Annotated in this window: 26 protein-coding genes and 1 tRNA gene; 16 read left to right on the top strand and 11 right to left on the bottom strand. The window is 59.9% G+C overall.

All coding sequences use genetic code 11. The features are described 5' to 3' along the window. Positions 1-33: 33 nt before the first annotated feature. Positions 34-519, bottom strand: coding sequence for a hypothetical protein (locus QMX88_RS11940; protein ID WP_192174934.1), 486 nt, complete (start codon positions 517-519; stop codon positions 34-36). A gap of 109 nt (positions 520-628) precedes the next feature. After that, a complete protein-coding gene (locus QMX88_RS11935; RefSeq protein ID WP_282369484.1) occupies positions 629-1,186 on the bottom strand; it encodes a hypoxanthine-guanine phosphoribosyltransferase in 558 nt (185 codons plus the stop codon). Positions 1,187-1,383: 197 nt separating this feature from the next. Here QMX88_RS11935 and upp point away from each other — a divergent pair, with 197 nt between their 5' ends. Together upp and QMX88_RS11925 are read left to right on the top strand one after the other, a co-directional pair. Then, on the top strand, positions 1,384-2,022 hold the full coding sequence (upp, locus tag QMX88_RS11930) for a uracil phosphoribosyltransferase (protein ID WP_133771905.1): 639 nt from the start codon (positions 1,384-1,386) through the stop codon (positions 2,020-2,022). Beyond that, a complete protein-coding gene (locus tag QMX88_RS11925) occupies positions 2,022-3,302 on the top strand; it encodes a uracil-xanthine permease family protein (RefSeq protein ID WP_037018282.1) in 1,281 nt (426 codons plus the stop codon). Before upp ends, QMX88_RS11925 begins: the two co-directional genes overlap by 1 nt. A 217-nt stretch (positions 3,303-3,519) precedes the next feature. Here the strand turns inward: QMX88_RS11925 and hemH are convergent, their stop codons facing one another. Then, positions 3,520-4,548, bottom strand: coding sequence for a ferrochelatase (gene hemH / locus QMX88_RS11920; RefSeq protein ID WP_282369477.1), 1,029 nt, complete (start codon positions 4,546-4,548; stop codon positions 3,520-3,522). A gap of 14 nt (positions 4,549-4,562) precedes the next feature. Further along, entirely contained in the window at positions 4,563-5,465 is a 903-nt protein-coding gene (locus QMX88_RS11915) for a TIGR01777 family oxidoreductase (protein ID WP_282369475.1), read from the bottom strand. A gap of 299 nt (positions 5,466-5,764) precedes the next feature. Between QMX88_RS11915 and QMX88_RS11910 the strand changes: the two genes are divergently transcribed. The 6 genes from QMX88_RS11910 (at position 5,765) to QMX88_RS11885 (ending at position 10,874) form a co-directional block, all read left to right on the top strand. Next, entirely contained in the window at positions 5,765-6,751 is a 987-nt protein-coding gene (locus QMX88_RS11910) for an NAD(P)/FAD-dependent oxidoreductase (protein WP_282369473.1), read from the top strand. Continuing rightward, entirely contained in the window at positions 6,748-6,963 is a 216-nt protein-coding gene (locus QMX88_RS11905) for a TIGR02450 family Trp-rich protein (protein ID WP_192174940.1), read from the top strand. The genes QMX88_RS11910 and QMX88_RS11905 overlap by 4 nt, the downstream gene beginning before the upstream one ends. Before the next feature lie 169 nt (positions 6,964-7,132). Continuing rightward, the gene (locus QMX88_RS11900) at positions 7,133-8,113 is read left to right on the top strand and encodes a YbgA family protein (protein ID WP_192174941.1); all 981 of its coding nucleotides are present in this window, start codon (positions 7,133-7,135) and stop codon (positions 8,111-8,113) included. A 2-nt stretch (positions 8,114-8,115) separates the two neighbouring features. Continuing rightward, the gene (locus tag QMX88_RS11895) at positions 8,116-9,054 is read left to right on the top strand and encodes a MerR family transcriptional regulator (RefSeq protein ID WP_192174942.1); all 939 of its coding nucleotides are present in this window, start codon (positions 8,116-8,118) and stop codon (positions 9,052-9,054) included. A gap of 9 nt (positions 9,055-9,063) precedes the next feature. Next, positions 9,064-10,509: a deoxyribodipyrimidine photo-lyase gene (gene phrB, locus QMX88_RS11890; RefSeq protein WP_282369470.1), complete on the top strand. Its 1,446-nt coding sequence runs from the start codon at positions 9,064-9,066 to the stop codon at positions 10,507-10,509. Positions 10,510-10,562: 53 nt separating this feature from the next. Beyond that, positions 10,563-10,874 carry a YkgJ family cysteine cluster protein gene (locus QMX88_RS11885; RefSeq protein ID WP_122536194.1) on the top strand — a complete coding sequence of 104 codons (312 nt, stop codon included), beginning with the start codon at positions 10,563-10,565 and terminating at the stop codon, positions 10,872-10,874. Between the two features lie 186 nt (positions 10,875-11,060). Here QMX88_RS11885 and QMX88_RS11880 read toward each other — a convergent pair whose 3' ends face one another. The 6 genes from QMX88_RS11880 to hemA all read right to left on the bottom strand — a co-directional run bounded on the left by QMX88_RS11880 (position 11,061) and on the right by hemA (position 16,443). Further along, positions 11,061-11,579 (bottom strand): acyloxyacyl hydrolase, encoded by a 519-nt coding sequence (locus QMX88_RS11880; RefSeq protein WP_192174944.1) that lies wholly within the window; start codon positions 11,577-11,579, stop codon positions 11,061-11,063. A 113-nt stretch (positions 11,580-11,692) separates the two neighbouring features. Next, positions 11,693-12,493: a glutamate racemase gene (gene murI, locus QMX88_RS11875; RefSeq protein ID WP_192174945.1), complete on the bottom strand. Its 801-nt coding sequence runs from the start codon at positions 12,491-12,493 to the stop codon at positions 11,693-11,695. After that, positions 12,486-13,259 (bottom strand): molybdopterin-synthase adenylyltransferase MoeB, encoded by a 774-nt coding sequence (locus QMX88_RS11870; protein WP_282369462.1) that lies wholly within the window; start codon positions 13,257-13,259, stop codon positions 12,486-12,488. The genes murI and QMX88_RS11870 overlap by 8 nt, the downstream gene beginning before the upstream one ends. Next, complete coding sequence (gene prmC / locus QMX88_RS11865) at positions 13,253-14,086, bottom strand: peptide chain release factor N(5)-glutamine methyltransferase (protein ID WP_282369460.1); 834 nt, start codon at positions 14,084-14,086, stop codon at positions 13,253-13,255. Before prmC ends, QMX88_RS11870 begins: the two co-directional genes overlap by 7 nt. Next, on the bottom strand, positions 14,087-15,169 hold the full coding sequence (prfA, locus tag QMX88_RS11860; protein ID WP_192174948.1) for a peptide chain release factor 1: 1,083 nt from the start codon (positions 15,167-15,169) through the stop codon (positions 14,087-14,089). It lies immediately after the preceding gene. Further along, a complete protein-coding gene (hemA, locus tag QMX88_RS11855; RefSeq protein ID WP_192174949.1) occupies positions 15,166-16,443 on the bottom strand; it encodes a glutamyl-tRNA reductase in 1,278 nt (425 codons plus the stop codon). Before hemA ends, prfA begins: the two co-directional genes overlap by 4 nt. 258 nt (positions 16,444-16,701) lie before the next feature. Between hemA and QMX88_RS11850 the strand changes: the two genes are divergently transcribed. The 8 genes from QMX88_RS11850 (at position 16,702) to ychF (ending at position 23,539) form a co-directional block, all read left to right on the top strand. Continuing rightward, complete coding sequence (locus QMX88_RS11850; RefSeq protein ID WP_282369452.1) at positions 16,702-18,429, top strand: tetratricopeptide repeat protein; 1,728 nt, start codon at positions 16,702-16,704, stop codon at positions 18,427-18,429. Between the two features lie 4 nt (positions 18,430-18,433). Further along, entirely contained in the window at positions 18,434-19,051 is a 618-nt protein-coding gene (gene lolB, locus QMX88_RS11845) for a lipoprotein insertase outer membrane protein LolB (RefSeq protein WP_282369450.1), read from the top strand. A 2-nt stretch (positions 19,052-19,053) separates the two neighbouring features. Beyond that, positions 19,054-19,905: a 4-(cytidine 5'-diphospho)-2-C-methyl-D-erythritol kinase gene (gene ispE, locus QMX88_RS11840; protein WP_282369448.1), complete on the top strand. Its 852-nt coding sequence runs from the start codon at positions 19,054-19,056 to the stop codon at positions 19,903-19,905. A 36-nt stretch (positions 19,906-19,941) separates the two neighbouring features. Then, a tRNA-Gln gene (locus QMX88_RS11835) sits at positions 19,942-20,016 on the top strand. Positions 20,017-20,063: 47 nt separating this feature from the next. Next, on the top strand, positions 20,064-21,005 hold the full coding sequence (locus QMX88_RS11830) for a ribose-phosphate pyrophosphokinase (RefSeq protein WP_037018241.1): 942 nt from the start codon (positions 20,064-20,066) through the stop codon (positions 21,003-21,005). A gap of 140 nt (positions 21,006-21,145) precedes the next feature. Next, positions 21,146-21,757, top strand: a complete 612-nt coding sequence (locus tag QMX88_RS11825; protein WP_065991778.1) for a 50S ribosomal protein L25/general stress protein Ctc — start codon at positions 21,146-21,148, stop codon at positions 21,755-21,757. A 75-nt stretch (positions 21,758-21,832) separates the two neighbouring features. Then, positions 21,833-22,417 (top strand): aminoacyl-tRNA hydrolase, encoded by a 585-nt coding sequence (pth, locus tag QMX88_RS11820; protein ID WP_108120616.1) that lies wholly within the window; start codon positions 21,833-21,835, stop codon positions 22,415-22,417. Between the two features lie 21 nt (positions 22,418-22,438). Further along, positions 22,439-23,539: a redox-regulated ATPase YchF gene (ychF, locus tag QMX88_RS11815; RefSeq protein WP_282369436.1), complete on the top strand. Its 1,101-nt coding sequence runs from the start codon at positions 22,439-22,441 to the stop codon at positions 23,537-23,539. 123 nt (positions 23,540-23,662) lie between these two features. Here the strand turns inward: ychF and QMX88_RS11810 are convergent, their stop codons facing one another. Then, complete coding sequence (locus QMX88_RS11810) at positions 23,663-24,319, bottom strand: class I SAM-dependent methyltransferase (protein WP_282369434.1); 657 nt, start codon at positions 24,317-24,319, stop codon at positions 23,663-23,665. Positions 24,320-24,463 lie beyond the last annotated feature (144 nt).

The following is a 24,463-nucleotide window of genomic DNA, read 5'->3' as shown; positions in this document are numbered from 1 at the left end:
GGCGGGCAGTTTACCCCCCGCCCGGTCGCCGGCTCAACGCGCGCGTACGCTGCCGGTGTGCAGGTCGGCCCAGACGTGACCGTTGGCATAGCTGAGGAACTGGCAGTAGACCTTTTCGTTACGCAGCAAGTCCACGAGCACGCGGTATTGCGTCGCCGGGTAATAGAGCGTCAGCGTGCGCGACGGCTCGTCGTACGTCGGTTTTTTCAGGCTTTTGCTTTCGCCGTCGAAGTGGATCAGCACGTCGGCAATGGTCGCTCCCTTGTTCATGGGCTTGCCTTTCAGGCGCAGAATCAGCGGCGAGGTGACCGGGATCGGTTGCTGATTGGACTGACGCTGGCTGCCGACCACCACCGAATACTCAGTGATCTGCAGCAATTGCTGCTGCTCGGGTTCGCCCTCGCGCACGGACAACTCGTCCGGCGGCAGGTACTGCGCGTGCATGGGTTCGGCGAGTGCGGGGAGCGGCAGCGTCAACAGCAACATCAACGCGGCGGTACTTCGAAACGATAACGGCATGGGCGCCTCCCGAAAAAGTGGGAGGCACTCTAGCATGGGCTATGCCCGGATCAGGCAGATCCTGTGGGAGCGGCCGGGTGGTGCTCCCACAATAAAGCGGTGCTTGCTGTTACATCCCCTTCACGGCATAGATCCCGGCCGCGTTGCGCCAGTAGCCTTTGTAGTCCATGCCGTACCCGAAGATGTAGCGGTCAATGCAAGGCAGACCGACGAAGTCTGCTTTCAGGTCAGGGCGCGCCTTGCGGTCGTGGTCCTTGTCGATCAGCACAGCGGTATGAACAGCGCTTGCACCGGCATGTTTGCAGAAGTCGATGATCGCCCCGAGGGTGTGACCTTCGTCGAGGATGTCGTCGATGATTAGCACATCGCGGTCGATAAACGAAACTTCAGGTTTAGCTTTCCAGAACAGGTCGCCACCGCTGGTTTCGTTGCGATAGCGGGTAGCGTGCAGGTAGGACGCTTCCAGCGGGAAATTCAGATGAGTGAGCAGCTTGCCGGCGAAGATCAGGCCGCCGTTCATGACGCAAAATACCACCGGGTTACGGTCGGCCAGCACGCTATTGATTTGCTCGCCGACGCGGGCGATGGAGGCTTCGACTTCGGCCTCGTTGTAAAGGCAGTCAGCCTCGCGCATGACTTGACGGATATGCTCGAGATCAGCGGACATGACGCTCTCCAAGGGGGCTGTGTAAGGAAAAGCGGGCAAAGGTACGCATCCGCCGACATCAGGGCAAGTGTTTCTGGACTAACGTTGCACTGCCGTTCCAGAAATCTCGACACGCGAACCTAACCGTCAGGACAAGTTACAGCTGAATAGATTAATCTAAGCCGTTTTTTTTGCCCGCCCGCTGGAGCCTTCCCCCTATGCCCATTCGTGAGATCCGCCATCCGCTGATCCGCCACAAGCTCGGCCTGATGCGCCGTGCCGATATCAGCACCAAGAATTTTCGTGAACTGGCTCAGGAAGTCGGCGCGCTGCTGACGTATGAAGCGACCAAGGATCTGCCGCTGGAAACCTACGAGATTCAGGGCTGGGCCGGCACGGTTCAGGTCGAGAAGATCGCCGGCAAGAAGATCACCGTGGTGCCGATCCTGCGGGCCGGCATCGGCATGCTTGAAGGCGTGCTCAGCCTGATCCCGGGTGCCAAGGTCAGTGCCGTGGGCGTCGCGCGCAATGAAGAAACCCTCGAAGCCCACACGTACCTGGAAAAACTCGCCCCCGAGATTGACCAGCGTCTGGCGCTGATCATCGACCCGATGCTCGCCACCGGCGCCTCCATGGTTGCCACCATCGACCTGCTGAAAAAAGCCGGCTGCCGCGACATCCGCGCGATGGTGCTGGTTGCCGCGCCGGAAGGCATCGCTACCGTCGAGAAGGCCCACCCGGACGTCAACATCTACACTGCGTCCATCGATCAGCAACTGAACGAACACGGCTACATCATTCCGGGCCTGGGCGATGCCGGTGACAAGATTTTCGGCACCAAGCAGAAGGACGCCTGATGAAGCCGGATGAGTTCAACGATCCACTCTGGCGCACCATCTTGTCGGGCGCGCAGATGCTGTTCGTGGCATTCGGCGCGCTGGTATTGATGCCGCTGATCACTGGCCTCGATCCCAACGTTGCGCTGTTCACGGCAGGCCTGGGCACCCTGTGCTTCCAGGTGGTGACAGGCCGTCAGGTGCCGGTCTTCCTCGCGTCGAGCTTTGCTTTCATTACCCCGATCATTCTCGCCAAGGGCCAGTTCGGCCTGGCGGCGACCATGGGCGGGGTCATGGCAGCAGGCTTCGTCTACACCTTCCTCGGCCTGGCCGTTAAGATCAAAGGCACCGGTTTCATCGACCGCCTACTGCCGCCGGTGGTCATTGGGCCGGTGATCATTTCCATTGGTCTGGCGATGGCACCCATTGCCGCCAACATGGCAATGGGGCGGACGGGTGACGGCGCCGCAGAGCTGATCCCGTACAACACCGCCATCATCATTTCGATGGCGGCGCTGCTGACGACGTTGATCGTTGCGGTGTTCGGCAAAGGCATCTTCCGTCTGGTGCCGATCATCTCGGGTGTGCTGGTGGGTTTTGCGCTGTCGTTCTATTTCGGCGTGGTCGATGTGGCGAAAATTGCTGCCGCGCCATGGCTGGCCTTGCCGCACTTCACGGCACCGGAATTCAACTGGCAGGCGATCCTGTTCATCGTACCGGTGGCACTGGCTCCGGCCATCGAGCACATCGGTGGCGTGATTGCGGTCGGCAGCGTGACGGGCCGTGATTACCTGAAGAAACCCGGCCTGCACCGCACCTTGCTGGGTGACGGCATCGCGACGACCGTGGCTGGCGCTTTCGGTGGCCCGCCCAACACCACCTACGCCGAAGTGACCGGCGCAGTGATGCTGACCAAAAACTACAACCCGAAGATCATGACCTGGGCGGCCATTTTCGCCATTACCCTGGCCTTCATCGGCAAGTTCGGCGCGTTGCTGCAAAGTATTCCGGTGCCGGTCATGGGCGGGATTCTGTGCCTGCTGTTCGGCTCGATCGCGGCGGTGGGCATGAACACGCTGATTCGCCACAAGGTCGACCTGGCCGAAGCGCGCAATCTGGTGATCGTGTCCGTGACGCTGGTGTTCGGCATCGGCGGCGTGCTGATCGGCACCGGCAACGGCCCTGATGATTTCGGCATGAAAGGCATCGCGCTGTGCGCCGTGACCGCCATCGTGCTGAACCTGATCCTGCCGGGGAATGACGCGTGGAAGAACAAGCACCTGGATGATCAGTTGCCGTAGTTCGCAAGCGTTATGAGAGAGGGGGCATCACACACGTGATGCCCCCTTTTTTTGGGATTCTGTAGGAGTAGCTTAGATTTGCGGCGTACACCGAAACTGTGGGAGTGAGCTTGCTCACGAAGGCGGCGCATCAGGTTCATCAATGCCGCTTGAACAGACGCATTCGCGAGCAAGCTCGATCCCACGGGGAATGAACACAACACCTAATTTCAGGTTATTACACCACCATCGCCGGTGCCTTTTCGCACAATGTGTTCAGCGCCTTCGCCCAGTTCGGGTCGTCGTTCAGACACGGAATCAGCACCAGCTCCTCGCCCCCGGCTTCCCTGAACACTTCAGCCCCGCGATCACCAATTTCTTCCAGCGTTTCGATGCAGTCCGCGACAAACGCCGGGCACATGACCAGCAGTCGCTTCACGCCTTGAGCAGCAAGCTCCTCCAGATGCGGTTCGGTGTAGGGTTCGATCCACTTGGCGCGGCCCAGGCGCGACTGAAACGACACCGACCATTTGCCATCGGGAATCCCCATCAGCTTGGCGAATTCAGCCGATGAGCGCATGCATTGGGCGCGGTAGCAGACCGCCAGAACTTCGGGCGACGCCGTCTCACAGCAATTCCCGCTCTTGAAACAGTGGTTGCCGGTCGGGTCCAGCTTGGTGATATGCCGCTCGGGCAGACCATGAAAACTCAGCAGCAGGTGATCGTAATCCTGCTGCAGATGCGGCCGCACGCTCGCCACTAGGGCGTCGAGGTATTCCTGCTGATTGAAGAACGGCGTCAGCAGCGAGAAGTCAAAATTCAGCTTTTTCTCACGCACTACGCGCTTGGCTTCTTCAATCACCGTGGTAACGGTACTGTCCGCAAACTGCGGATACAGCGGCGCCAACGTGACCTTTTTGATGCCCTGGGCTGCCAGGCGCGTGAGCACGGTTTCAATCGAAGGCTCGCCATAACGCATCGCCAGCTCCACCGGCCCGTGTTTCCACTCCTTGACCATGGCCTGCTGCAGTCGCTTGCTCAGCACCACCAGCGGCGAACCCTCGTCCCACCAAATCGAGGCATAGGCGTGGGCCGACTGCTCCGGGCGCTTGATCAGAATCAGCGACACGATCAGGCGACGCACTGGCCACGGCACGTCAATAACGTAAGGGTCCATCAGGAACTGATTGAGGTAGCGGCGCACGTCAGCGACCGACGTGGACGCCGGTGAACCCAGATTAACCAGCAATAAAGCGTGATCGGTCATGCAACACCTTGATGTCAGTGGCGGCCCAAAAGGTTTTCCAGGGCCGCGCGCAGATCAGTGAATCGGAAAGTGAAACCCGCCTCTTGCAGGCGGTCTGGCCGGGCGCGTTGACCGCCCAGCAACAGGATCGATAGCTCGCCCAGCAACACTCGAAGCGCAACGGCCGGCATCGGCATGAAGGATGGTCGGTGCAGCACGGACGCGAGGGTCTTGGCGAAATCCCGGTTGCGGGCCGGTGACGGCGCGCAGGCATTATAAGGACCTCGGGCATCGTCCCGGCTCATCAGAAAATCAATCAGGGCGATTTGATCTTCTATATGAACCCACGGCATCCATTGGCGTCCGTTGCCGATTGGCCCGCCCATGCCCATCTTGAACGGCGGCAACAGCCGCTGCAGCATGCCGCCTTCGTCGGCCAACACCAGTCCGGTGCGCACCAGCACCACGCGGATGCCCAGGGTCTCGGCACGTTGCGCGGTCTCTTCCCAGGCAATGCACAGACGGCTGGCGAAGTCTTCGCTGACCGGTTGCGCATTTTCGTCGAGCTCGCGCTCACCGCCGTCGCCATACCAGCCTACCGCCGAGCCGGATATCAACACGTCGGGTTTCTGCTCGCGGCGCTCAAGCCACGTGACCAATTGCTCAGTCAGGGTGATACGGCTGTCCCACAGCAGTATTTTGCGTTTGCGGGTCCACGGACGGTCGGCGATGGGTGCGCCGGCCAGATTGATCACCGCGTCGACGTGCTGGCTGCCTATGTCGTCGAAGTGAGCTATCCCGCGAACGTTGGCGCCGCAGAGCCGCGCAACGTCATCGGGTTTGCGACTCAAGACCGTCAGCTGATGGCCCTGCGTGAGCCAGTGTTTACACAAACGACGCCCTATCAAGCCTGTACCGCCGGTCAGCAAGATGTGCATGACTGAGTTCCTTACGTGGCGTTCATCGCAATTGCGGAGTCTATTTCTTCACAAGCCATGAGCTCGTGCGCGGAGTGATCACTCAACTTTAGGTCAGGTTAGAGCGATCCACTTCACTGCTGTTCTTTAGGACAGCCCGATCGTGCAGTTGAACGATTGAAGCAAAGCGTCAGACTTGTCAGCGAGCCCTTGGAAAGGTCCGCGTCCTGCGTGTGCAGGGCGACAACTTATACCGAAAAACGGCATTGTACAGCTTTTGCCTGAGGCGTAGTCTGTGCAGACAAGGTAACGAGGCCCCTATGACTGTCCCCATTGCAATCATCGGTACCGGCATCGCCGGACTCTCCGCCGCCCAGGCGTTGCAAGCCGCCGGGCATAGCATTCATCTCTTTGACAAGAGCCGCGGCAGTGGCGGCCGGATGTCCAGCAAACGCAGCGATGCCGGCGCACTGGACATGGGCGCCCAATACTTCACCGCCCGCGACCGTCGCTTCGCCGCCGCCGTCCAGCAGTGGCAAGCCGAGGGCCACGTGGCCGAGTGGAAGCCGCTGCTCTACAACTATCATGGTGGAAAACTCAGCCTGTCGCCCGACGAGCAAGTGCGCTGGGTCGGCGCGCCGCGCATGAGTGCAATCACCCGGGCCATGCTCGGCGACATGCCGGTGACCTTTTCCTGCCGCATCACTGAAGTCTTCCGTGGCGAACAACACTGGAATCTGCTGGACGCCGACGGCCAAAGCCACGGCCCGTTCAGTCAGGTCGTGATCGCCATCCCCGCGCCCCAGGCCACCACCCTGCTGGCCGACGCGCCGAAACTGGCGAGCGTTGTCGCGGGCGTGAAGATGGAGCCGACCTGGGCGGTCGCGCTGGCTTTCGATACCCCGCTGGACACGCCCCTCGAAGGCTGCTTTGTGCAGGACAGCGCCATCGACTGGCTGGCCCGCAATCGCAGCAAACCCGGGCGCGACAGCCAGATGGATACCTGGATTCTGCACGCCACCAGCGCCTGGAGCCGCCAGCATGTGGACATGGCCAAGGAGGACGTCATCGATCACTTGCACGGCGCGTTCGCCGAGCTGATGAATTGCGCGATGCCTGCCCCGGCATTCACCCTCGCCCACCGCTGGCTGTACGCAAGGCCGGCTGGCGGACGCGAAGTCGGCGCGTTGTCCGATGCAGATCTGGGTCTGTACGTCTGCGGCGACTGGTGCCTGTCGGGCCGAGTCGAAGGCGCCTGGCTGAGTGGTCAGGAAGCCGCGCGACGTCTGCTGGAACACCTCAAATGAATCGAATCAACCCGCGCAAGCTGCTGCTGTCGAAATGGACGGCAGCGTCTCCTCAGAACCGTGAAAAGCACTTTTTGGTCACCGAGTTGTTTTGTGATGAAGAAGGGACGGTGCTGGAGATCGAACTGCAAGCCGTCATGACCAAGCGCAGCCAGACGCTGGCCTGGCAGACCCTGCAGAATGACCAGAGCTGGCAGATGGGCTGGAAGTAAACCCTTCCCAACTGCCGCCTCAGCCCGTCATTACGGCTGAATTCCCGCACCTTGTCGTTTCATTCACCGATCTTGTACAAATTATTTGACTTGCACTGCTACAAACCTATGATGGGCAAATGTTGTACAGAGAAACGGATCTGTATAAGAAGTTCATCGAGGGTTTGTCATGTCTGCTGTACTCGATCATTCATCAGAGCAAGCCTCCAAACCCAAGCTGGGCGTCAGCGCCTGCCTGATGGGTGTGGAGGTCAGGTTCAATGGCGGGCACAAGGAATCGCACCTTCTGACCCGGGCCCTCAACGAATACTTCGATTTCGTGCCGGCGTGCCCCGAGGTCGCCATCGGTATGGGCATCCCTCGCGAAGCCATTCGTTTGGTGGGAGACACAGATCACCCTCGGGCGATCGGCACGGTTCATCACGCCATGGATGTTACCGAGCAACTGGCTGATTACGGCGAGCACATGGCTACTGAGATGAGCGACATCTGCGGCTATATCTTCATGCAGAAATCGCCGTCGTGTGGCCTGGAGCGGGTCAAGGTGTACCGCGATAACGGCGTGCCGTTCGAAACCGGCGGACGTGGCATTTATGCCCAGGCGTTCTGCGCGCGTCATCCTGATCTGCCGGTTGAAGAAGACGGCCGTTTGAACGACCCGGTGCTGCGGGAGAATTTCATCACCCGCGTGTTTGCCTATGCCGCGTGGCAAGAGCTGCTGAAAAGCGGCATCACCCGCCGTGCGCTCACCGAGTTTCACGCCCGCTATAAATACCAATTGATGGCCAACGATCCCGTCCAGTACAAGGCGCTGGGGAATCTGCTGGGCACCATGGGCCGGAATGACCCTGCCGAGATCGCCCCGCGCTACTTCAGTCAATTGATGAGCGCGCTGAAAAAACCGGCGACCCGGCGCACCCACACCAATGTGCTGCAGCATCTGTGCGGTTATCTGCGCCAGACCCTCAGCGCATCCGACAAGAAAGAAATTCAGGGCGTCATCAATCAGTACCACCAGGGCATCGTGCCGCTGGTTGTGCCGCTGACGCTGCTCAAACACCATTTCCGCCGACACCCCGATCCGTACATTGCGCTGCAGGTTTATCTGCAGCCGCATCCGGAAAACCTCAGTCTGCGCAACGCGATTTGAACATGACAACTACCGAGCAAGAACCGCCGGAAGGCGACCCGCAGGACCCCGCGAACGCCTTTGAAAACGGCTGGCTGCCGATTCGCGAAATCGCCCGACTGACCGGTGTGAACGCAGTGACCCTGCGCGCCTGGGAACGTCGATATGGCCTCATCGTTCCGCACCGTACAGCCAAGGGCCATCGTCTTTACAGCAACGAACATGTCGACCGCGTGCTGACCATCCTCACGTGGCTGAATCGCGGCGTGTCGGTCAGTCAGGTCAAGCAGTTGATCGACGATCAGCAGGCGCCAGCGCCCAGTGTCGAGAATGACTGGGACATTCTTCGCCAGACTCTGCAGGAAGCCATCGGCGCCCTGGCCGAGCGGCGACTCGATGATTCCCTCAACCGCGCGATGTCGCTGTATCCGCCGCGCACGCTTTGCGAACAACTGTTGCTGCCGCTGCTGGCGTCACTTGAGCAGCGCTGGCAGGGCCAGTTCGGCGCGCAGCTTGAGCGGGTGTTTTTCTACTCGTGGCTGCGCAGCAAGTTCGGCGCCCGGCTGTACCACAACAACCGTCAGGTCAGCGGCGCGCCCTTGCTGCTGGTCAATCAGTCCGACCTCCCGCTCGAGCCGCATCTGTGGCTGACCGCGTGGCTGCTCAGCAGCGCCGATTGCCCGGTGGAAGTGTTCGACTGGCCATTGCCGGCTGGCGAGCTGGCCCTGGCCTGCGAATACCTCAAGCCGCGCGCAGTGCTGTTGTATTCCAGCAAGTCACTGAACGTCGGCCAGTTGCCTCGCCTGCTGCACAACATCGAGTGCCCTAAGCTGATCGTCGGGCCTGCGGTGCGTATTCATTCGACGGAATTATCTGCAGCCGAGGGTGAAGTCTCCGGCCTGTCCCTCGCCGAAGACCCTTTGACCGCCCAGGCTGCCTTGCAGCGGCTGGGGCTTATCTAAGGAATAACTATGCAATTGATATGGCTGCGCAGTGATCTGCGTGTGCACGACAACACCGCGCTGAGCGCTGCCATGGAGCAGGGCCCGACTCTGGCCGTGTACATGATCAGCCCGGGCCAGTGGCAGAGCCATGACGATGCCCCATGCAAAGTCGATTTCTGGCTGCGCAACCTTCGCGAATTGAGCAAGTCACTTGCGGCGCTCAACGTCCCTTTGCTGATTGTCCATGCGGACACGTGGGCGCAGGCACCCAAGGCGATCCTGAAGCTGTGTCAGCAACACGGGATCGAAGGCGTACACGTTAACGACGAGTACGGCATCAACGAGACCAAACGAGACCGTGAAGTGGAGGCGGCTCTCGACGGCGCCGGCATTCCGTTTCGTCGTCACCTCGACCAGCTGTTCTTTCAGCCGGGCAGCGTGCTGACCAAAAGCGGCGGCTATTTCAAGGTCTTCACCCAGTTCCGCAAGGTCTGTTACGCCCGCTTGCATTACTCGATGCCGGCGCTGGTTGCACGGCCCAAGCCGCAACAGAAGCTGTCCGTCAAAAGTGACGTCGTTCCCGATGGCGTCAAGGGCTTCGCTGCGCCGACCGAGACCCTGCGCTCGCTGTGGCCGGCCGGTGAAGATGAGGCGCGCGATCGCCTGCACAACTTCACCGACGAGCAGGTGCATTACTACGATCAAGAGCGCGACTTCCCCGCCAAGCCCGGGACCAGCCAGCTGTCTGCGTACCTGGCGGCCGGGGTGATCTCGCCCCGCCAATGCCTGCATTCAGCACTGCGCAGCAACAACGGCGAATTCGAGACCGGTAATCCGGGCTCAGTCACCTGGATCAACGAGCTGCTCTGGCGTGAATTCTACAAGCACGTGCTGGTGGGCTTCCCCCGTGTCTCCCGTCACCGCGCCTTCCGCCCGGAAACCGAAGCGCTGAAGTGGCGCAATGCGCCGAAGGATCTGGAAGCCTGGCAACAGGGTCGTACCGGGCTGCCGATTGTCGATGCAGCCATGCGCCAGCTGCTTGAAAACGGCTGGATGCACAACCGCCTGCGGATGATCTCGGCGATGTTCCTGACCAAGAATCTGCTGATTGACTGGCGCGAGGGTGAACGCTATTTCATGCAGCACCTGATCGACGGCGATCTTGCGTCGAACAATGGCGGCTGGCAGTGGAGCTCATCGACCGGTACCGACGCATCGCCCTACTTCCGGATTTTCAATCCACAAAGTCAGTCGGAGCGCTTCGACCCTGAAGGTCGATTCATCAAGCAATGGGTGCCTGAACTGGCTGAGTTGAACAAGCGAGACATTCATAACCCGTCCGCGCTGGGCGGGCTGTTCGGCGTGGAAGGCTATCCCGCGCCCATCGTCGATTTGAAAGCCAGCCGCGAACGCGCCCTGCAAGCGTTCAAGTCGCTGCCCCAGCGGCAAGCCGAGACGCAGGAGAATGGGTGAGCATTCGTCACGCCGGTTAGCGGTCTACTGCGCGGTGATTTAAACTGCCGCCCATGACGACTGTGATCCCTTCGCTTCAACTCCCTGACGAACCCGCAATCACGTGTTCCACCTGCGCGGCCTGCTGCTGTCAGCTGGAAGTCATGTTGATTACCGACACCGGCGTGCCCGAGCGTTACATCGACACCGATGACTGGGGCGGCGAAGTGATGCTGCGCCTGGACGATGGCTGGTGCGCGGCACTCGATCGCGACACGATGATGTGCACGATCTACGACCGTCGACCGTTGATTTGCAGGGAGTTCGAAATGGGTGCGCCGGAGTGTATTGCCGAGCGAGAAGGAATCGCGACCGCTTATCTGTGATGGTCGCGGCAAGCAGGAAGCACGGGATTTGATGTTTGCCTGGCTCAGCTGCTTTGGCTGACACGTTCCCGGCTAAAGCCGGTCCTACAAGGTGGTTTTTCAGTAGGACTGGCTTTAGCCGGGAAGAAGCGGGTAGTGCATTGCAGGTGCGGTTAAATCCGCTCGTGCAATAACGCAATCAAACGCTTAGAACGGCATCGTGTAGTGAATCGCGTAGCTTTCGATACCGTCGTTATTGGTGGTCATGCCGCCGTTGGAGTAGTGAGTGGCGCGCAGGCCAACTTCATGTCCACCGGCAAAGCGCAGACCGAAACCCAGACGGTCTTCAAACTGGAACGCGCTGCCCAGCTTGTTGCCTTCCACTTCGGTGCGCTGGAATACAGCGGCGCCGATACCGGCTTCAATGTAAGGCTTGACGCTCTCACCCGAAAACTCATAAACGAATACCGGAGAGAACGACAGGCTGTTGTTGCTGGAGCTCTTGTCGCCTTCCCAGTAGGTGTAAGCGCCGCTCCAGTAACCGGTCAGGCGACCGACACCGGTTTGCCACCAGCTTTGATCCCAATCAAATTGCGCGCCCAGACGATAAGTCATCGTGGATTCGCCAGTGTGTCCTACGGAAAACTCGACCCCATCAGCTTGAGCAATTGCGCTTTGCCCCAACAACGCAGCCGCAATCGCAGCCAAACAAAACAGTCGCTTCATCTGAAACATCCTATTTTCGAAAGCAGTTAAAAATTTTTTATATCGACAGAAGTGCTGTAGAAGCCGGCGGCTGAACTTTAGTTCACCCACAGCCGAAGCGATTCACGTTTTTTTCACGAAACGAAGCTTCGCACATTGTCGGAGTTGATACAAAGCACGCGTAGGACGTTTCTGAAATCTTCTGGATCACCGGTCGTCCAGAACTGAGCAGTCCGAGGATGACCGCTCGCCAGCAGCTCGCGCTCGCCCAGTAACCGCTGCAACTGCCGGGCTACAGCGGCACCGGTGTCGATCAGCGTGATGGAGGCAGGGATCATTTCCCGCAGCAATGGCTTGAGAAACGGGTAATGGGTGCAGCCCAGAATGATGGTGTCGCAACCCGCCGCGAGTAACGGCGCGACGTAACCCTGAAGCAACTGGCGAATCGCCGGGCTGACCAGATCGCCCGTTTCGATCAGCTCCACCAGGCCCGGACACGGCTGCGTGATGACTTGCACGTCTGCCGCAAAGCGATCGAGCAACGCGGCGAACTTGGCGCTTTGCAAAGTGCCGGTGGTCGCCAGCACGCCGACGACGCCGGTCCGCGTCGCCGCAGCCGCAGGCTTGACCGCCGGCTCCATGCCCACAAGTGGCCAGTCAGGGTAGCGGACGCGTAAGTCGGCGATGCCGGCCACTGTTGCCGTATTGCAGGCGATCACCAGGGCCTTGGCGCGCTGGCTGTGGAAAAACTCGGCAATCGTCGCGCAACGTTCGCGAATGAATTCGGGGGTTTTCTCGCCGTAGGGAATGTGGCCGCAATCAGCGACGTAGAGCAACGATTCCCGTGGCAGCAACTGCTGTATTTCCGCCAGCACCGACAACCCGCCGACGCCGGAATCAAACACCGCCACCGGCGCATCGCTGTCTCTATTCATGCTCGGCGGTAGCTCGCAGCCCGGTACCGCACACACTGCAGCCAGGGTCGCGTTTGACTTTCAATTCGCGGAATCGCGTGCTCATGACATCAATCACCAGCAGTCGCCCTACCATCGGCTCGCCAAATCCGGCCAGCAGCTTCAGGGCTTCGAGGGCCTGCAAACTGCCAACCAATCCTACCAACGGGCCGATCACGCCAGCCTCGCTGCAGGTCAGTTCGGTCTCGCTGCCGTGCCCGTACAGGCAGTGGTAACAAGGGCTCTCCGGACGACGCGGATCGAACACCGACAACTGCGCCTCCAGGCGAATCGCAGCGCCGCTGACCAGTGGTTTGCAGGCGGCGACGCAGGCGGCATTGACCGCTTCACGCGTCGAAAAATTGTCCGAGCAGTCCAACACCAGATCGACCCCGGCAACGGCTGCGGCCAGTGAGTCAACATCAAGGGCGGCGCGATGGGGCACCAGTGTGATCAGCGGATTGATCGCAGTCAGCCGCGCAATGGCTGAATCAACCTTACTCAGCCCTACGCTCTGGGTGTCGTGAATGATCTGGCGTTGCAGGTTGGTGAGATCGACGCTGTCGAAATCCGCCAGATGCAGTTCGCCGACGCCGGCCGCCGCCAGGTACAACGCCACCGGCGAACCCAGCCCGCCAAGGCCGACGATCAACACGCGGCTCTGCTTGAGGCGCAGCTGACCGTCGATGTCGACCTGTTGAAGAAGGATCTGCCGGCTATAGCGCAGCAGCTCTTCGTCCGTCAGCACGGCACTCGCCCGAAGGTAATGCGCTCGTGGTCGCCCAGGTCGCGGCGGGTCTTGATCTCTTCGAATCCGTGCGCAAGCAACAACTCGCGAACCGCTGCGCCTTGATCGTAGCCATGCTCCAGCAACAGCCAGCCGCCAGCTTCAAGGTGCGCGGGCGCTTGCGACACAATCAGGCGCAGGTCGTCCAGGCCATCGGCGCCGGAAACCAGCGCACTGCTTGGCTCGAAGCGCACATCGCCTTCGACCAGATGCGGGTCATTGGAGGCAATGTAGGGTGGGTTGCTCAGGATCAGGTCAAAACGCTGACCTTCGACGGCACTGAACCAGTGGCTGTGAAAGACCTTCGCGTTGTCCAGATGCAGGCGCTGACGATTGCGTTCGGCAAGCTCGACCGCCTCTTCAACGCGATCCACCGCCGTGACGCTCCACTGCGGACGATCCTTGGCCAGCGACAGAGCAATCGCGCCGGTGCCCGTGCCGAGGTCGAGCAGCGTGTGAGGAATCGCACCAGGCAGAAGCTCCAACGCGGTTTCCACCAGCATCTCGGTTTCGGGCCGGGGGATCAGCGTATGGGGAGCGACTTCCAGGTCGATGTTCCAGAACCCTTGCAGGCCCAGGATGTACGCGACGGGTTCGCCGGTTCGACGACGCTTGAGATAGCCGTCGAAAGCGTGCGCCGCTTCGGTGCTGACAATACGCTCGGGCCAGGTGTGCAAAAAGCTGCGTGGCTTGCCCAGGGCAGCGGCCAGCAACAATTCTGCATCCAAGCGCGCTGTCGGAGAATCCGGCAACTCGGCGCTTCTTAACAAGCTGGCGATGATGGTCATTTAATCACCCAGTGCCGCAAGTTGGTCTGCCTGATACTCGGCAAGTAACGGTTCTATCACTGCATCGACCCCGCCGGCCAGAACTTCATCAAGGGAGTAGAGCGTCAGGTTCACGCGGTGATCCGTGACTCGCCCCTGTGGGAAATTGTAAGTACGAATGCGTTCCGAGCGATCCCCGGAACCGACCAGCAATTTACGCTCACTGGCGATGGCGTTGGCCGCCGCAGCGGTCTGCTGATCGTTGAGCTTGGCCGACAGCCAGGACATGGCCCGCGCACGGTTCTTGTGCTGCGAGCGTTCTTCCTGACACTCCACGACAATGCCGGACGGCAAGTGCGTAATGCGGATGGCCGAATCGGTCTTGTTGACGTGCTGACCACCGGCGCCGGACGAGCGATAGGTGTCAACGCGCAAGTCGGACGGGTTGATCTCGATGGTCTGCTGTTCGTCAGGCTCTGGCAACACCGCGACGGTACACGCAGACGTATGAATGCGGCCCTGGGATTCGGTTTCCGGCACGCGCTGAACGCGATGCACACCCGACTCGAATTTCAGCTTGCCGTAGACGTGCTCGCCTTCGACCCGCGCAATGACTTCCTTGTAACCGCCATGCTCGCCCACGTTCTCCGACAGGATCTCGACACGCCACCCACGCCGCTCGGCATAACGGGAATACATGCGGAAAAGGTCGCCGGCAAAGATCGCGGCTTCGTCACCGCCCGTGCCGGCGCGGATTTCCAGAAACACGTTACGGCCATCGTTCGGGTCTTTGGGCAGCAGCATTTTTTGCAGGTCAGCTTCAAGAACCAGCAACTGATCCTTGGCTTCGCGCACTTCCTCGACTGCCATTTCGCGCATGTCGGGATCGCTGTCCTTGAGCAGCGCCTGCGCGCCTTCGAGGTCGCTCTGCACTTTCTGCAGCTGCCGGTATACCTGAATCACTGGCTCGACTTCGGCGTACTCACGGGAATACGCGCGAAATTTGGTCTGGTCGGAGATGACTTCGCCATCGCCGAGCAGCGCGGTCAATTCCTCGAAACGGTCGCTGAGCACGTCCAGCTTATTAAGCAGTGAAGCTTTCATTGCGGGGATTTATCCGTGGAGCCCTCGTTGAGGGCAAAGAGTTCCTGGGCCATGGCCAGCGCATCGACGCGGCCTTCAGCGGAGAGCTTTTTGAGCTGCACGCTGGGGGCGTGCATCATTTTGTTCGTCAGGCCACGTGCCAGCGCCATCAATACATCTTCGGCGTTGCTGCCATTGGCCAGCATGCGCTGGGCTTTCTGCAATTCTTCGTCACGCAGGCGTTCGCTCTGCTGACGATACGCCTTGAGCACGTCGACCGCCGCCAGTTCGCGCAGCCGCGACATGAAATCGTCGACGCCCATGCTGACCAGTTCTTCGGCCGCCTGCGCCGCGCCCTGGCGGCTTTTGAGGTTTTCAGCGACGACTTCATGCAGATCGTCGACGGTGTAGAGATAGACGTCGTCCAGCTCGCCGACCTCAGGCTCGATGTCGCGTGGCACGGCGATGTCGACCATGAAGATCGGCTTGTGCTTGCGCAGTTTCAGCGCGCTTTCCACGGCGCCCTTGCCCAGAATCGGCAACTGACTGGCCGTGGAGCTGATGACGATGTCGCTGTTGACCAGCTCGGCCGGGATGTCGGCCAACAGCACCGCATGAGCACCGAACTGCTCGGCCAGAATATTCGCGCGCTCGAGGGTGCGGTTGGCAACAACGATACGCTTGACTCCGAGATCATGCAGGTGACGCGCGACAAGCGTGATGGTCTCCCCTGCCCCGATCAACAGCGCCTGGCTGCGCTGCAGGTCGCTGAAAATCTGCTTGGCCAGGCTGACGGCGGCAAAGGCGACAGACACCGGGTTCTCGCCGATGGCCGTGTCGGTGCGTACCTGTTTGGCAGCGCTGAAAGTGGCCTGAAAAAGACGCCCGAGCAGTGGGCCGACGGTGCCGGCCTCCCGGGCAACGGCATAGGCCGATTTCATCTGACCCAGGATCTGCGGCTCGCCGAGCACCAGTGAGTCCAGGCCCGACGCCACGCGCATCATGTGTCGCACTGCCGCGTCGTCTTCATGCACATAGGCACTGGCGCGCAGCTCATCGACATTCAGGTGGTGATAATCCGCCAGCCAGCGCAACACGACGTCGGCGGTCAGCTGATCCTGTTCGATATAAAGTTCGCTGCGATTGCAGGTGGAGAGAATGGCCGCTTCCCGGCTGCGGGTCAGGCGGCAGAGCTGCTGTAGCGCCTCAACCAGCTGCTCAGGCGTAAATGCCACGCGCTCGCGGACATCAACTGATGCAGTCTTATGGTTGATACCCAGAGCAAGAAAGGCCATTCAAGGTCGCTGATGGTGACGTGAAGCCGGCAATTGTCCTACTTCGATAGAGTCAGGACAACCACCGCAATACATTCAGAACGTCCGCAGCACACTATTGTCCCTATACAGGTTGCTTATCACCGCCTCTGGCCTGCGACAAAATGTCCACGCACAGGCTGTAGATTAAGCATATCCAGATTTCGCGCGGGCTGTGGGTTTGCTCCCGGCCTTGTGTCATGATGCTTCCAAACCGCAGGTAAGCCGCCCCTCCTCTATATGAATAAATCCTCCGCGTTGTTCCTTGCCCTTGTCGCTCTGAGTGGCTGCCAGTCTACGGCCTCCGTTTCTACGGAGCCTTCTGCTCCCGCGAAAGAAGCGCCGCCCGCACCCGAGGCCAAACCTCAGGTGTACGGCTCGTTTACTCAAGAAACCGTCGTCAGCCTGCTGACCGCCGAGCTTGCCGGCCAGCGCAACCGCTTCGACATCGCGCTGGACAACTACGTGACCCAGGCGATCCAGACCCAGGATCCGGGGATTTCCGAGCGCGCCTTCCGCATCGCCGAATACCTGGGGGCCGATCAGGCCGCCCTCGACACCTCAATGATCTGGGCGAAAAACGACCCGGGCAATCTCGAGGCACAGCGCGCGGCAGCCATCCAGCTGGCGCGGGCCGGGCGCTACGACGATTCCATGCGCTATATGGAGAAGGTTCTTCAGGGCCAGGGCGACACGCATTTTGATTTCCTCGCGTTGTCTGCGTCGGAAACCGATTCCAATACGCGCAAAGGGCTCATCACCAGCTTCGATCGCCTTCTGATGAAGTATCCGAAAAACGGCCAACTGATCTTCGGCAAGGCGCTGTTGCTTCAGCAGGAAGGCGACAGCGCCGCCTCGCTGAAACTGCTCGAAGACAATCCGCCGGGTGAAGGTGAGGTGGCGCCGATCCTGTTGCGTGCCCGACTGCTGCAAAGCATGAACCGCGGCAAGGAAGCGATCCCGCTGCTCGAAAAAAGCATCAAAAAATACCCGGATGACAAGCGCCTGCGCCTGACTTATGCGCGCATGCTAGTGGAACAGAACCGCATGGAAGACGCCAAAGTGCAGTTCTCCAGCCTGGTTCAGCAGTACCCGGATGACGACGAGCTGCGTTATTCGCTTGCCCTCGTCTGCCTGGAAAACAAGGCATGGGATGAAGCGCAGGGTTATCTCGAAGACCTCGTTGCACGCGGCAGTCACGTCGACTCGGCCCACGTAAACCTCGGCCGCATCTACGAAGAGCGCGACGATCCGCAAACCGCGCTCGCCGAATACGCTCAAGTGGGCCCCGGCAACGACTTCCTGCCTGCGCAGCTGCGTCAGGCCGATATCCTGATGAGCAACGGCAACACTGCAGAAGCGTCGAAGCGGCTGGCCCAGGCACGTGCCGATCAACCCGATTACGCCATTCAGCTGTACCTGATCGAAGCCGAGACCCTGGCCAACAACAACCAGAGCGACCGCGGCTGGCAAGTGTTGAGTCAAGCGCTCAAGCAGTACCCGGATGATCTGAATCTGCTCTACACCCGCTCGATGCTGGCCGAGAAACGCAACGATCTGAAACAGATGGAGAGTGACCTGCGAGCCATTCTCAAGCGCGAGCCGGACAACGCCATGGCGCTGAACGCTCTGGGCTATACCCTCTCGGACCGCACCACACGCTACGCCGAGGCCAAGGAATTGATCGAGCGCGCGCACCAGCTCAATCCGGAAGACCCGGCGGTGCTCGACAGCCTCGGTTGGGTCAACTACCGCTTGGGCAATCTGGATGAAGCCGAGCGTCTGCTGCGTCAGGCGCTGGAGCGCTTCCCGGATCACGAAGTTGCCGCGCACCTGGGCGAAGTCCTGTGGGCCAAAGGCGAGCAGCGTGAAGCTCGCAAAGTATGGGGCAAGGCCCTTGAACAACAACCTGACAGCCCGGTTCTGCGCAGCACCATCAAACGCCTGACCGGCGCCGAGACCCTTTGAATTTATGCAATTGCGCCACGTACTCGTATTCAGTCTGATCGCCCTGCTCGCCGGCTGTGCCGGCATGTCCTCCCGCGAAGCCGTGCAAGGCAAGGGGGACGCCAATCAATGGCGTGTGAACAAAGAACAACTCAGCAGCCTCGATGGCTGGCAGATCAACGGCAAGGTCGGCATCCGCGCGCCAAAGGATTCCGGCAGCGGCACGCTGTTCTGGCTGCAACGCCAGGATTACTACGACATTCGCCTGTCCGGCCCGCTGGGGCGCGGTGCTGCCCGCCTGACCGGTCGACCTGGCGCGGTGTCGCTGGAAGTCGCCAATCAGGGCCGCTACGACGCGCCGGACCCGGAAACCCTGCTCAAGGATCAGCTCGGCTGGAAATTGCCGGTGTCGCATCTGGTCTGGTGGGTGCGCGGTTTGCCCGCGCCGGACAGCAAAAGCAACCTGACCCTTGACGGTGACAGTCGCCTGGCCAGCCTTGAACAGGATGGCTGGCAGATCGAATACCTGAGCTACACCCAGCAAAACGGTTTCTGGCTGCCTGAACGCATGAAGCTGCACGGGCAGGATCTGGACGTCACGCTGGTCATCAAGGACTGGCAACCACGCAAACTGGGGCAATGAGCATGTCGCAACCACGACTGACACTGCCCGCCCCTGCCAAACTGAATCTGATGCTGCACATCACCGGACGCCGCGCCGACGGTTATCACGAACTGCAGACGCTGTTCCAGTTTCTCGATTACGGCGACGAGCTCAGCTTCGCGCTTCGTGAAGACGGCGAAGTGCGACTGCAGACGGAAATTGCCGACGTCCCCCACGACAGTAATCTGATTGTCAAAGCGGCTCGCGCCCTCAAGCAACAATCCGGTTGCCCGCTCGGCGTTGATATCTGGCTGAAAAAAGTCCTGCCCATGGGGGGCGGCATCGGCGGCGGAAGTTCCGACGCGGCAACCACACTGCTGGGCCTGAATAATCTCTGGCAGCTTGGCTGGAATGAAGATCGGCTGGCGGCGCTGGGCCTGCTGCTTGGGGCTGACGTGCCGGTTTTCGTGCGCGGACATGCTGCTTTTGCCGAAGGCATCGGCGAGATCCTGACCCCCGTAACCCCCGAAGAACCTTGGTATCTGGTGCTAGTGCCGCAAGTATCTGTAAGTACAGCAGAAATTTTTTCAGATCCACTGTTGACACGTGACACTCCTCCCATTAAAGTGCGCCCCGTTCCCAAGGGAAACAGTCGAAATGACTGCTTACCGGTTGTAACGAGGCGGTATCCAGAAGTTGGTAACGCTTTGAATTTGTTAGGTAAATTTACCGAAGCAAAATTAACCGGAACTGGAAGTTGTGTGTTTGGGGCCTTCCCAAGCAAAGCTGAAGCTGATAAAGTCTCGGCCCTTCTTACAGAGACCCTTACAGGGTTTGTAGCAAAAGGCGCAAACATCTCGATGTTGCACCGGAAGTTACAGGCGCTGCTCTAAAAGGAACCGAGTGCCAGGCACTCGTGCAACAGATACAGGGGCGTCGCCAAGCGGTAAGGCAGCAGGTTTTGATCCTGCCATGCGTTGGTTCGAATCCAGCCGCCCCTGCCATTTTCCTATAGTCATCCAGGCATACCCTAAGCCTCCAGGTACTGCGCGTGTCCAAGATGATGGTCTTTACGGGGAACGCCAACCCCGATCTGGCTCGGCGTGTCGTACGTCAGCTGCATATCCCTCTCGGTGACATCTCTGTTGGAAAGTTCTCCGACGGTGAGATTACCGCTGAGATCAATGAAAACGTTCGCGGTAAAGACGTCTTCATTATTCAGCCGACCTGCGCTCCGACCAACGATAACCTGATGGAACTCGTCGTGATGGCAGACGCCTTCCGTCGCTCCTCGGCCACTCGTATCACTGCTGTAATCCCTTACTTTGGTTATGCCCGCCAGGATCGCCGTCCGCGTTCTGCCCGTGTGGCTATCAGCGCTAAAGTGGTTGCGGACATGCTCACTGTCGTCGGTATCGACCGTGTGCTGACTGTCGACCTGCACGCTGACCAGATTCAAGGCTTCTTCGATATTCCGGTAGATAACATCTACGGCTCCCCGGTTCTGGTGGATGACATCGAAGACCAACGCTTCGAAAACTTGATGATTGTCTCCCCGGATATCGGCGGCGTCGTGCGTGCACGTGCTGTTGCCAAATCCCTGGGCGTCGATCTGGGCATCATCGACAAGCGCCGCGAGAAGGCCAACCACTCCGAAGTGATGCACATCATCGGTGACGTGGAAGGTCGTACCTGTATTCTCGTCGACGACATGGTCGATACCGCGGGCACTCTGTGCCATGCGGCCAAGGCGCTGAAGGAACACGGCGCTGCCAAGGTCTTCGCGTATTGCACACACCCTGTTCTGTCGGGCCGTGCGATCGAGAACATCGAAAATTCCGTGCTGGACGAACTGGTGGTGACGAACACTATCCCGTTGTCCGCTGCTGCACAGGCCTGTGACCGTATCCGCCAACTGGATATCGCACCGGTAGTCGCTGAGGCGATGCGTCGCATCAGCAACGAAGAATCGATCAGCGCGATGTTCCGATAAGGGCCCTGCCCTGCCGAACCATCCGTTGACGAAAAGCGCCCCGCCCCGACACTCAATGCCGGGGCGGGGCTTTTTTGCCCATACCGTGTCAGGCGCTGGTCGCAAACGCCGCTCGGTCATGGCTATTTTGGAGATACAAAATGAACGAATTTACTCTGAACGCCCAAGCGCGTACTGACCTGGGGAAAGGTGCGAGCCGCCGCCTGCGTCGTCTCGCCGCCTCCGTCCCAGCCGTTGTCTACGGTGGTGGCCAGGAAGCTACTTCGATCACCATCGAAGCCAAAGAACTGGCCAAGATGTTTGAAAACGAAGCTGCCTACAGCCACGTTATCGAGCTGAACATTGCTGGCGCCAAGCAGAACGTCATCGTTAAAGCGATGCAGCGTCACCCTGCCAAGCAGTTCATCATGCACGCCGACTTCATCCGCGTCGTGGCTGGCCAGAAACTGACCGCTATCGTTCCAGTGCACTTCATCAACGAAGAAGCACCGGTCAAGAAAGGCGGCGAGATCTCGCACACCACCACTGAGCTGGAAGTGACCTGCCTGCCGAAAGACCTGCCTGAGTTCATCGAAGTTGACCTGGGCGCGCTGGAAATCGGCGACAACGTTCACCTGTCCGACGTTAAAGCACCTAAAGGTGTTGAATTCGTTGCTCTGGCGCACGGCAAGGACCTGGACATCGCAAACGTCCACGCTCCTCGCATCGTCCAGGACGAAGAAGAAGGCACTGCAGAAGGCGAAGCAGAGTAATCATTACTCGCTAGCCGGTTGAACCCGTGATGATGCTCGCCATCATCACACTCGACCCAAGGAAGAGCCCCTGACGTGACCGCCATCCAACTGATCGTCGGCCTGGGAAATCCAGGCCCCGAATACGAACAGACCCGGCATAACGCAGGGGCTCTTTTCGTTGAGCGCATTGCCAGCGCACAGCGTGTCAATCTGACCGCTGACCGCAAATATTTCGGCCTGACGGCTAAGTTCAGTCATCAAGGCCAGGACGTTCGTCTGCTGATTCCCACCACCTACATGAACCGCAGCGGCCAGTCCGTGGCAGCTCTGGCGGGTTTCTTCCGGATTCCTCCGCAAGCCATTCTGGTGGCCCACGACGAACTCGACCTGCCTCCGGGCGTCGCCAAACTCAAACTGGGTGGCGGGCACGGCGGGCATAACGGGCTACGCGACATCATTGCGCAGCTCGGCAACCAGAACGGCTTCCACCGCCTGCGGCTTGGCATCGGCCACCCGGGCGACGCCAGTCTGGTGTCCAATTTCGTCCTGGGTCGTGCGCCACGCGCCGAGCAGGAAAAACTGGACGCCAGCATCGACTTTGCCCTCGGCGTGCTGCCGGATGTACTCGCTGGCGACTTCGCCAAGGCGATGCGCGTCCTGCACAGCCAGAAGGCCTGACATCACTCGAGGGGAAACACCATGGGATTCAACTGCGGCATCGTCGGCCTGCCCAACGTCGGCAAGTCCACCCTGTTCAACGCCCTGACCAAATCAGGTATTGCGGCGGAGAACTTTCCCTTCTGCACCATCGAACCGAACACCGGCATCGTGCCCATGCCGGATCCGCGCCTGCAGGCCCTGGCTGACATCGTCAACCCGAAGCGCATCCTGCCGACCACGATGGAGTTCGTCGACATCGCCGGGCTGGTAGCCGGTGCCTCCAAAGGTGAAGGCCTGGGCAACAAGTTCCTCGCCAACATCCGCGAGACTGACGCCATTGCTCACGTCGTGCGCTGCTTCGAAGACGAGAACGTGATTCACGTCTCCAACAGCGTCGACCCGAAACGCGACATCGAGATCATTGATCTGGAACTGATTTTCGCTGACCTCGACAGCTGCGAGAAACAACTGCAGAAAGTCACGCGCAACGCCAAGGGCGGCGACAAGGACGCAGTGGTCCAGAAAGGCTTGCTGGAGCAACTCATCGCTCACTTCACACTGGGCAAACCTGCGCGCAGCCTGATGAAGAGCATGAGCGCCGATGAGAAAGCCGTCATCAAGGGCTTTCATCTGCTGACCACCAAACCGGTCATGTACATCGCCAACGTCGCTGAAGACGGTTTCGAGAACAACCCGCACCTGGACGTGGTTCGCGCCATCGCTGAAGAAGAAGGCGCCATGCTGGTGCCGGTCTGCAACAAGATCGAAGCGGAAATCGCCGAACTCGACGACGGCGAAGAAAAGGACATGTTCCTGGAGGCCCTGGGCCTTGAAGAGCCTGGCCTGAACCGCGTGATCCGTGCCGGCTACGAGATGCTGCACCTGCAGACCTACTTCACTGCCGGCGTCGAAGAAGTGCGTGCATGGACCGTCCGCGTCGGCGCTACCGCGCCACAGGCTGCGGGTGTGATCCACACCGATTTCGAAAAAGGCTTCATCCGCGCCGAGTGCATCGCCTACAACGACTTCATCCAGTACAAGGGTGAGGCCGGTGCCAAGGAAGCGGGCAAATGGCGCCTGGAAGGCAAGGATTACATCGTCAAGGACGGTGACGTTCTGCACTTCCGTTTCAACGTCTAACGCGCGCGTGGACCTCCACGAACCCCGTTGAACATCAAAGCCCGCGTATCACTCAGTGATTCGCGGGCTTTGTGCTTTCAGCGCTTTGTATCTGTCAGCAGCGCCCGCCTGCCTCGGTGCAGCTCAGACAATCGGCTGTGCTGCGCGGAACAGCAGCACGACCCCTTCACGCTTGAGCGTTACCTCGTGAAAGTGCTTCCGCAAATGCGCCTCGAAACCGGCCTGGGTGTCGTGGCTGTTTCCAAAGATGCCTTTTTGGTTGTAGACCGCCATCAGCTTGCGACCGAAGCCATTGTGCCCCGCCTCGTCCCCCAGAATCGTTGCGCCAAACAATACGCCGTCAGGGTTCAGGTTGTGCTTGAGGTGAGCAAAGATCGCCGCCTTGGCGGCCAGCGGACCTGGCAGGCAATGCAGCAGGTAAAACAGCGATATCGAATCGAAGCGCTCGTTTCCGGGTATCGGCGTCATCACGTCATGCTGGAGGGTACGCGTGTCTGGCCGGCCGATCCTGCGCTTGGCGGCGGCGAGGCTGCTCGGGTTGAGGTCCATCAGGGTGATTCGGGTGTTCGGCGGCAGCTTGGCTTTCGCCAGGTAGTAACCCGTGCCGACGCCAATATCCAGATGATGAGCACGTACGTTGGCGCGGAAGAACGGCAACAGCACGTCATCGGTCGGGCAACTCCAGGCATACCGGTTGGAAATGCCCAGCACCCACGCGTCGTACAACGCTAACGTCAGGGGCGAATAAACCGCCGCACCTGCGGCACTGCTGTCGGTCATGGAAAAATCCCTACGGCGATGGGTATCGAAATACGGTGAGAAAGCGACAAATCTTATACGTCGCCTGGCTTTCGTCTTTCAACCCACACCCCATGCGCACCCGTGAAAACGTGCGCGCTGATCGCCCTCGTGCCTTGCTTGCTC

The sequence above is a fragment of the Pseudomonas sp. PS02290 genome, assembly GCF_029960075.1.
Taxonomy (GTDB): Bacteria; Pseudomonadota; Gammaproteobacteria; order Pseudomonadales; family Pseudomonadaceae; genus Aquipseudomonas.
The sequence above is the reverse complement of the archived record's forward strand: the minus strand, read 5'-3'. Positions and strand labels throughout refer to the sequence as shown.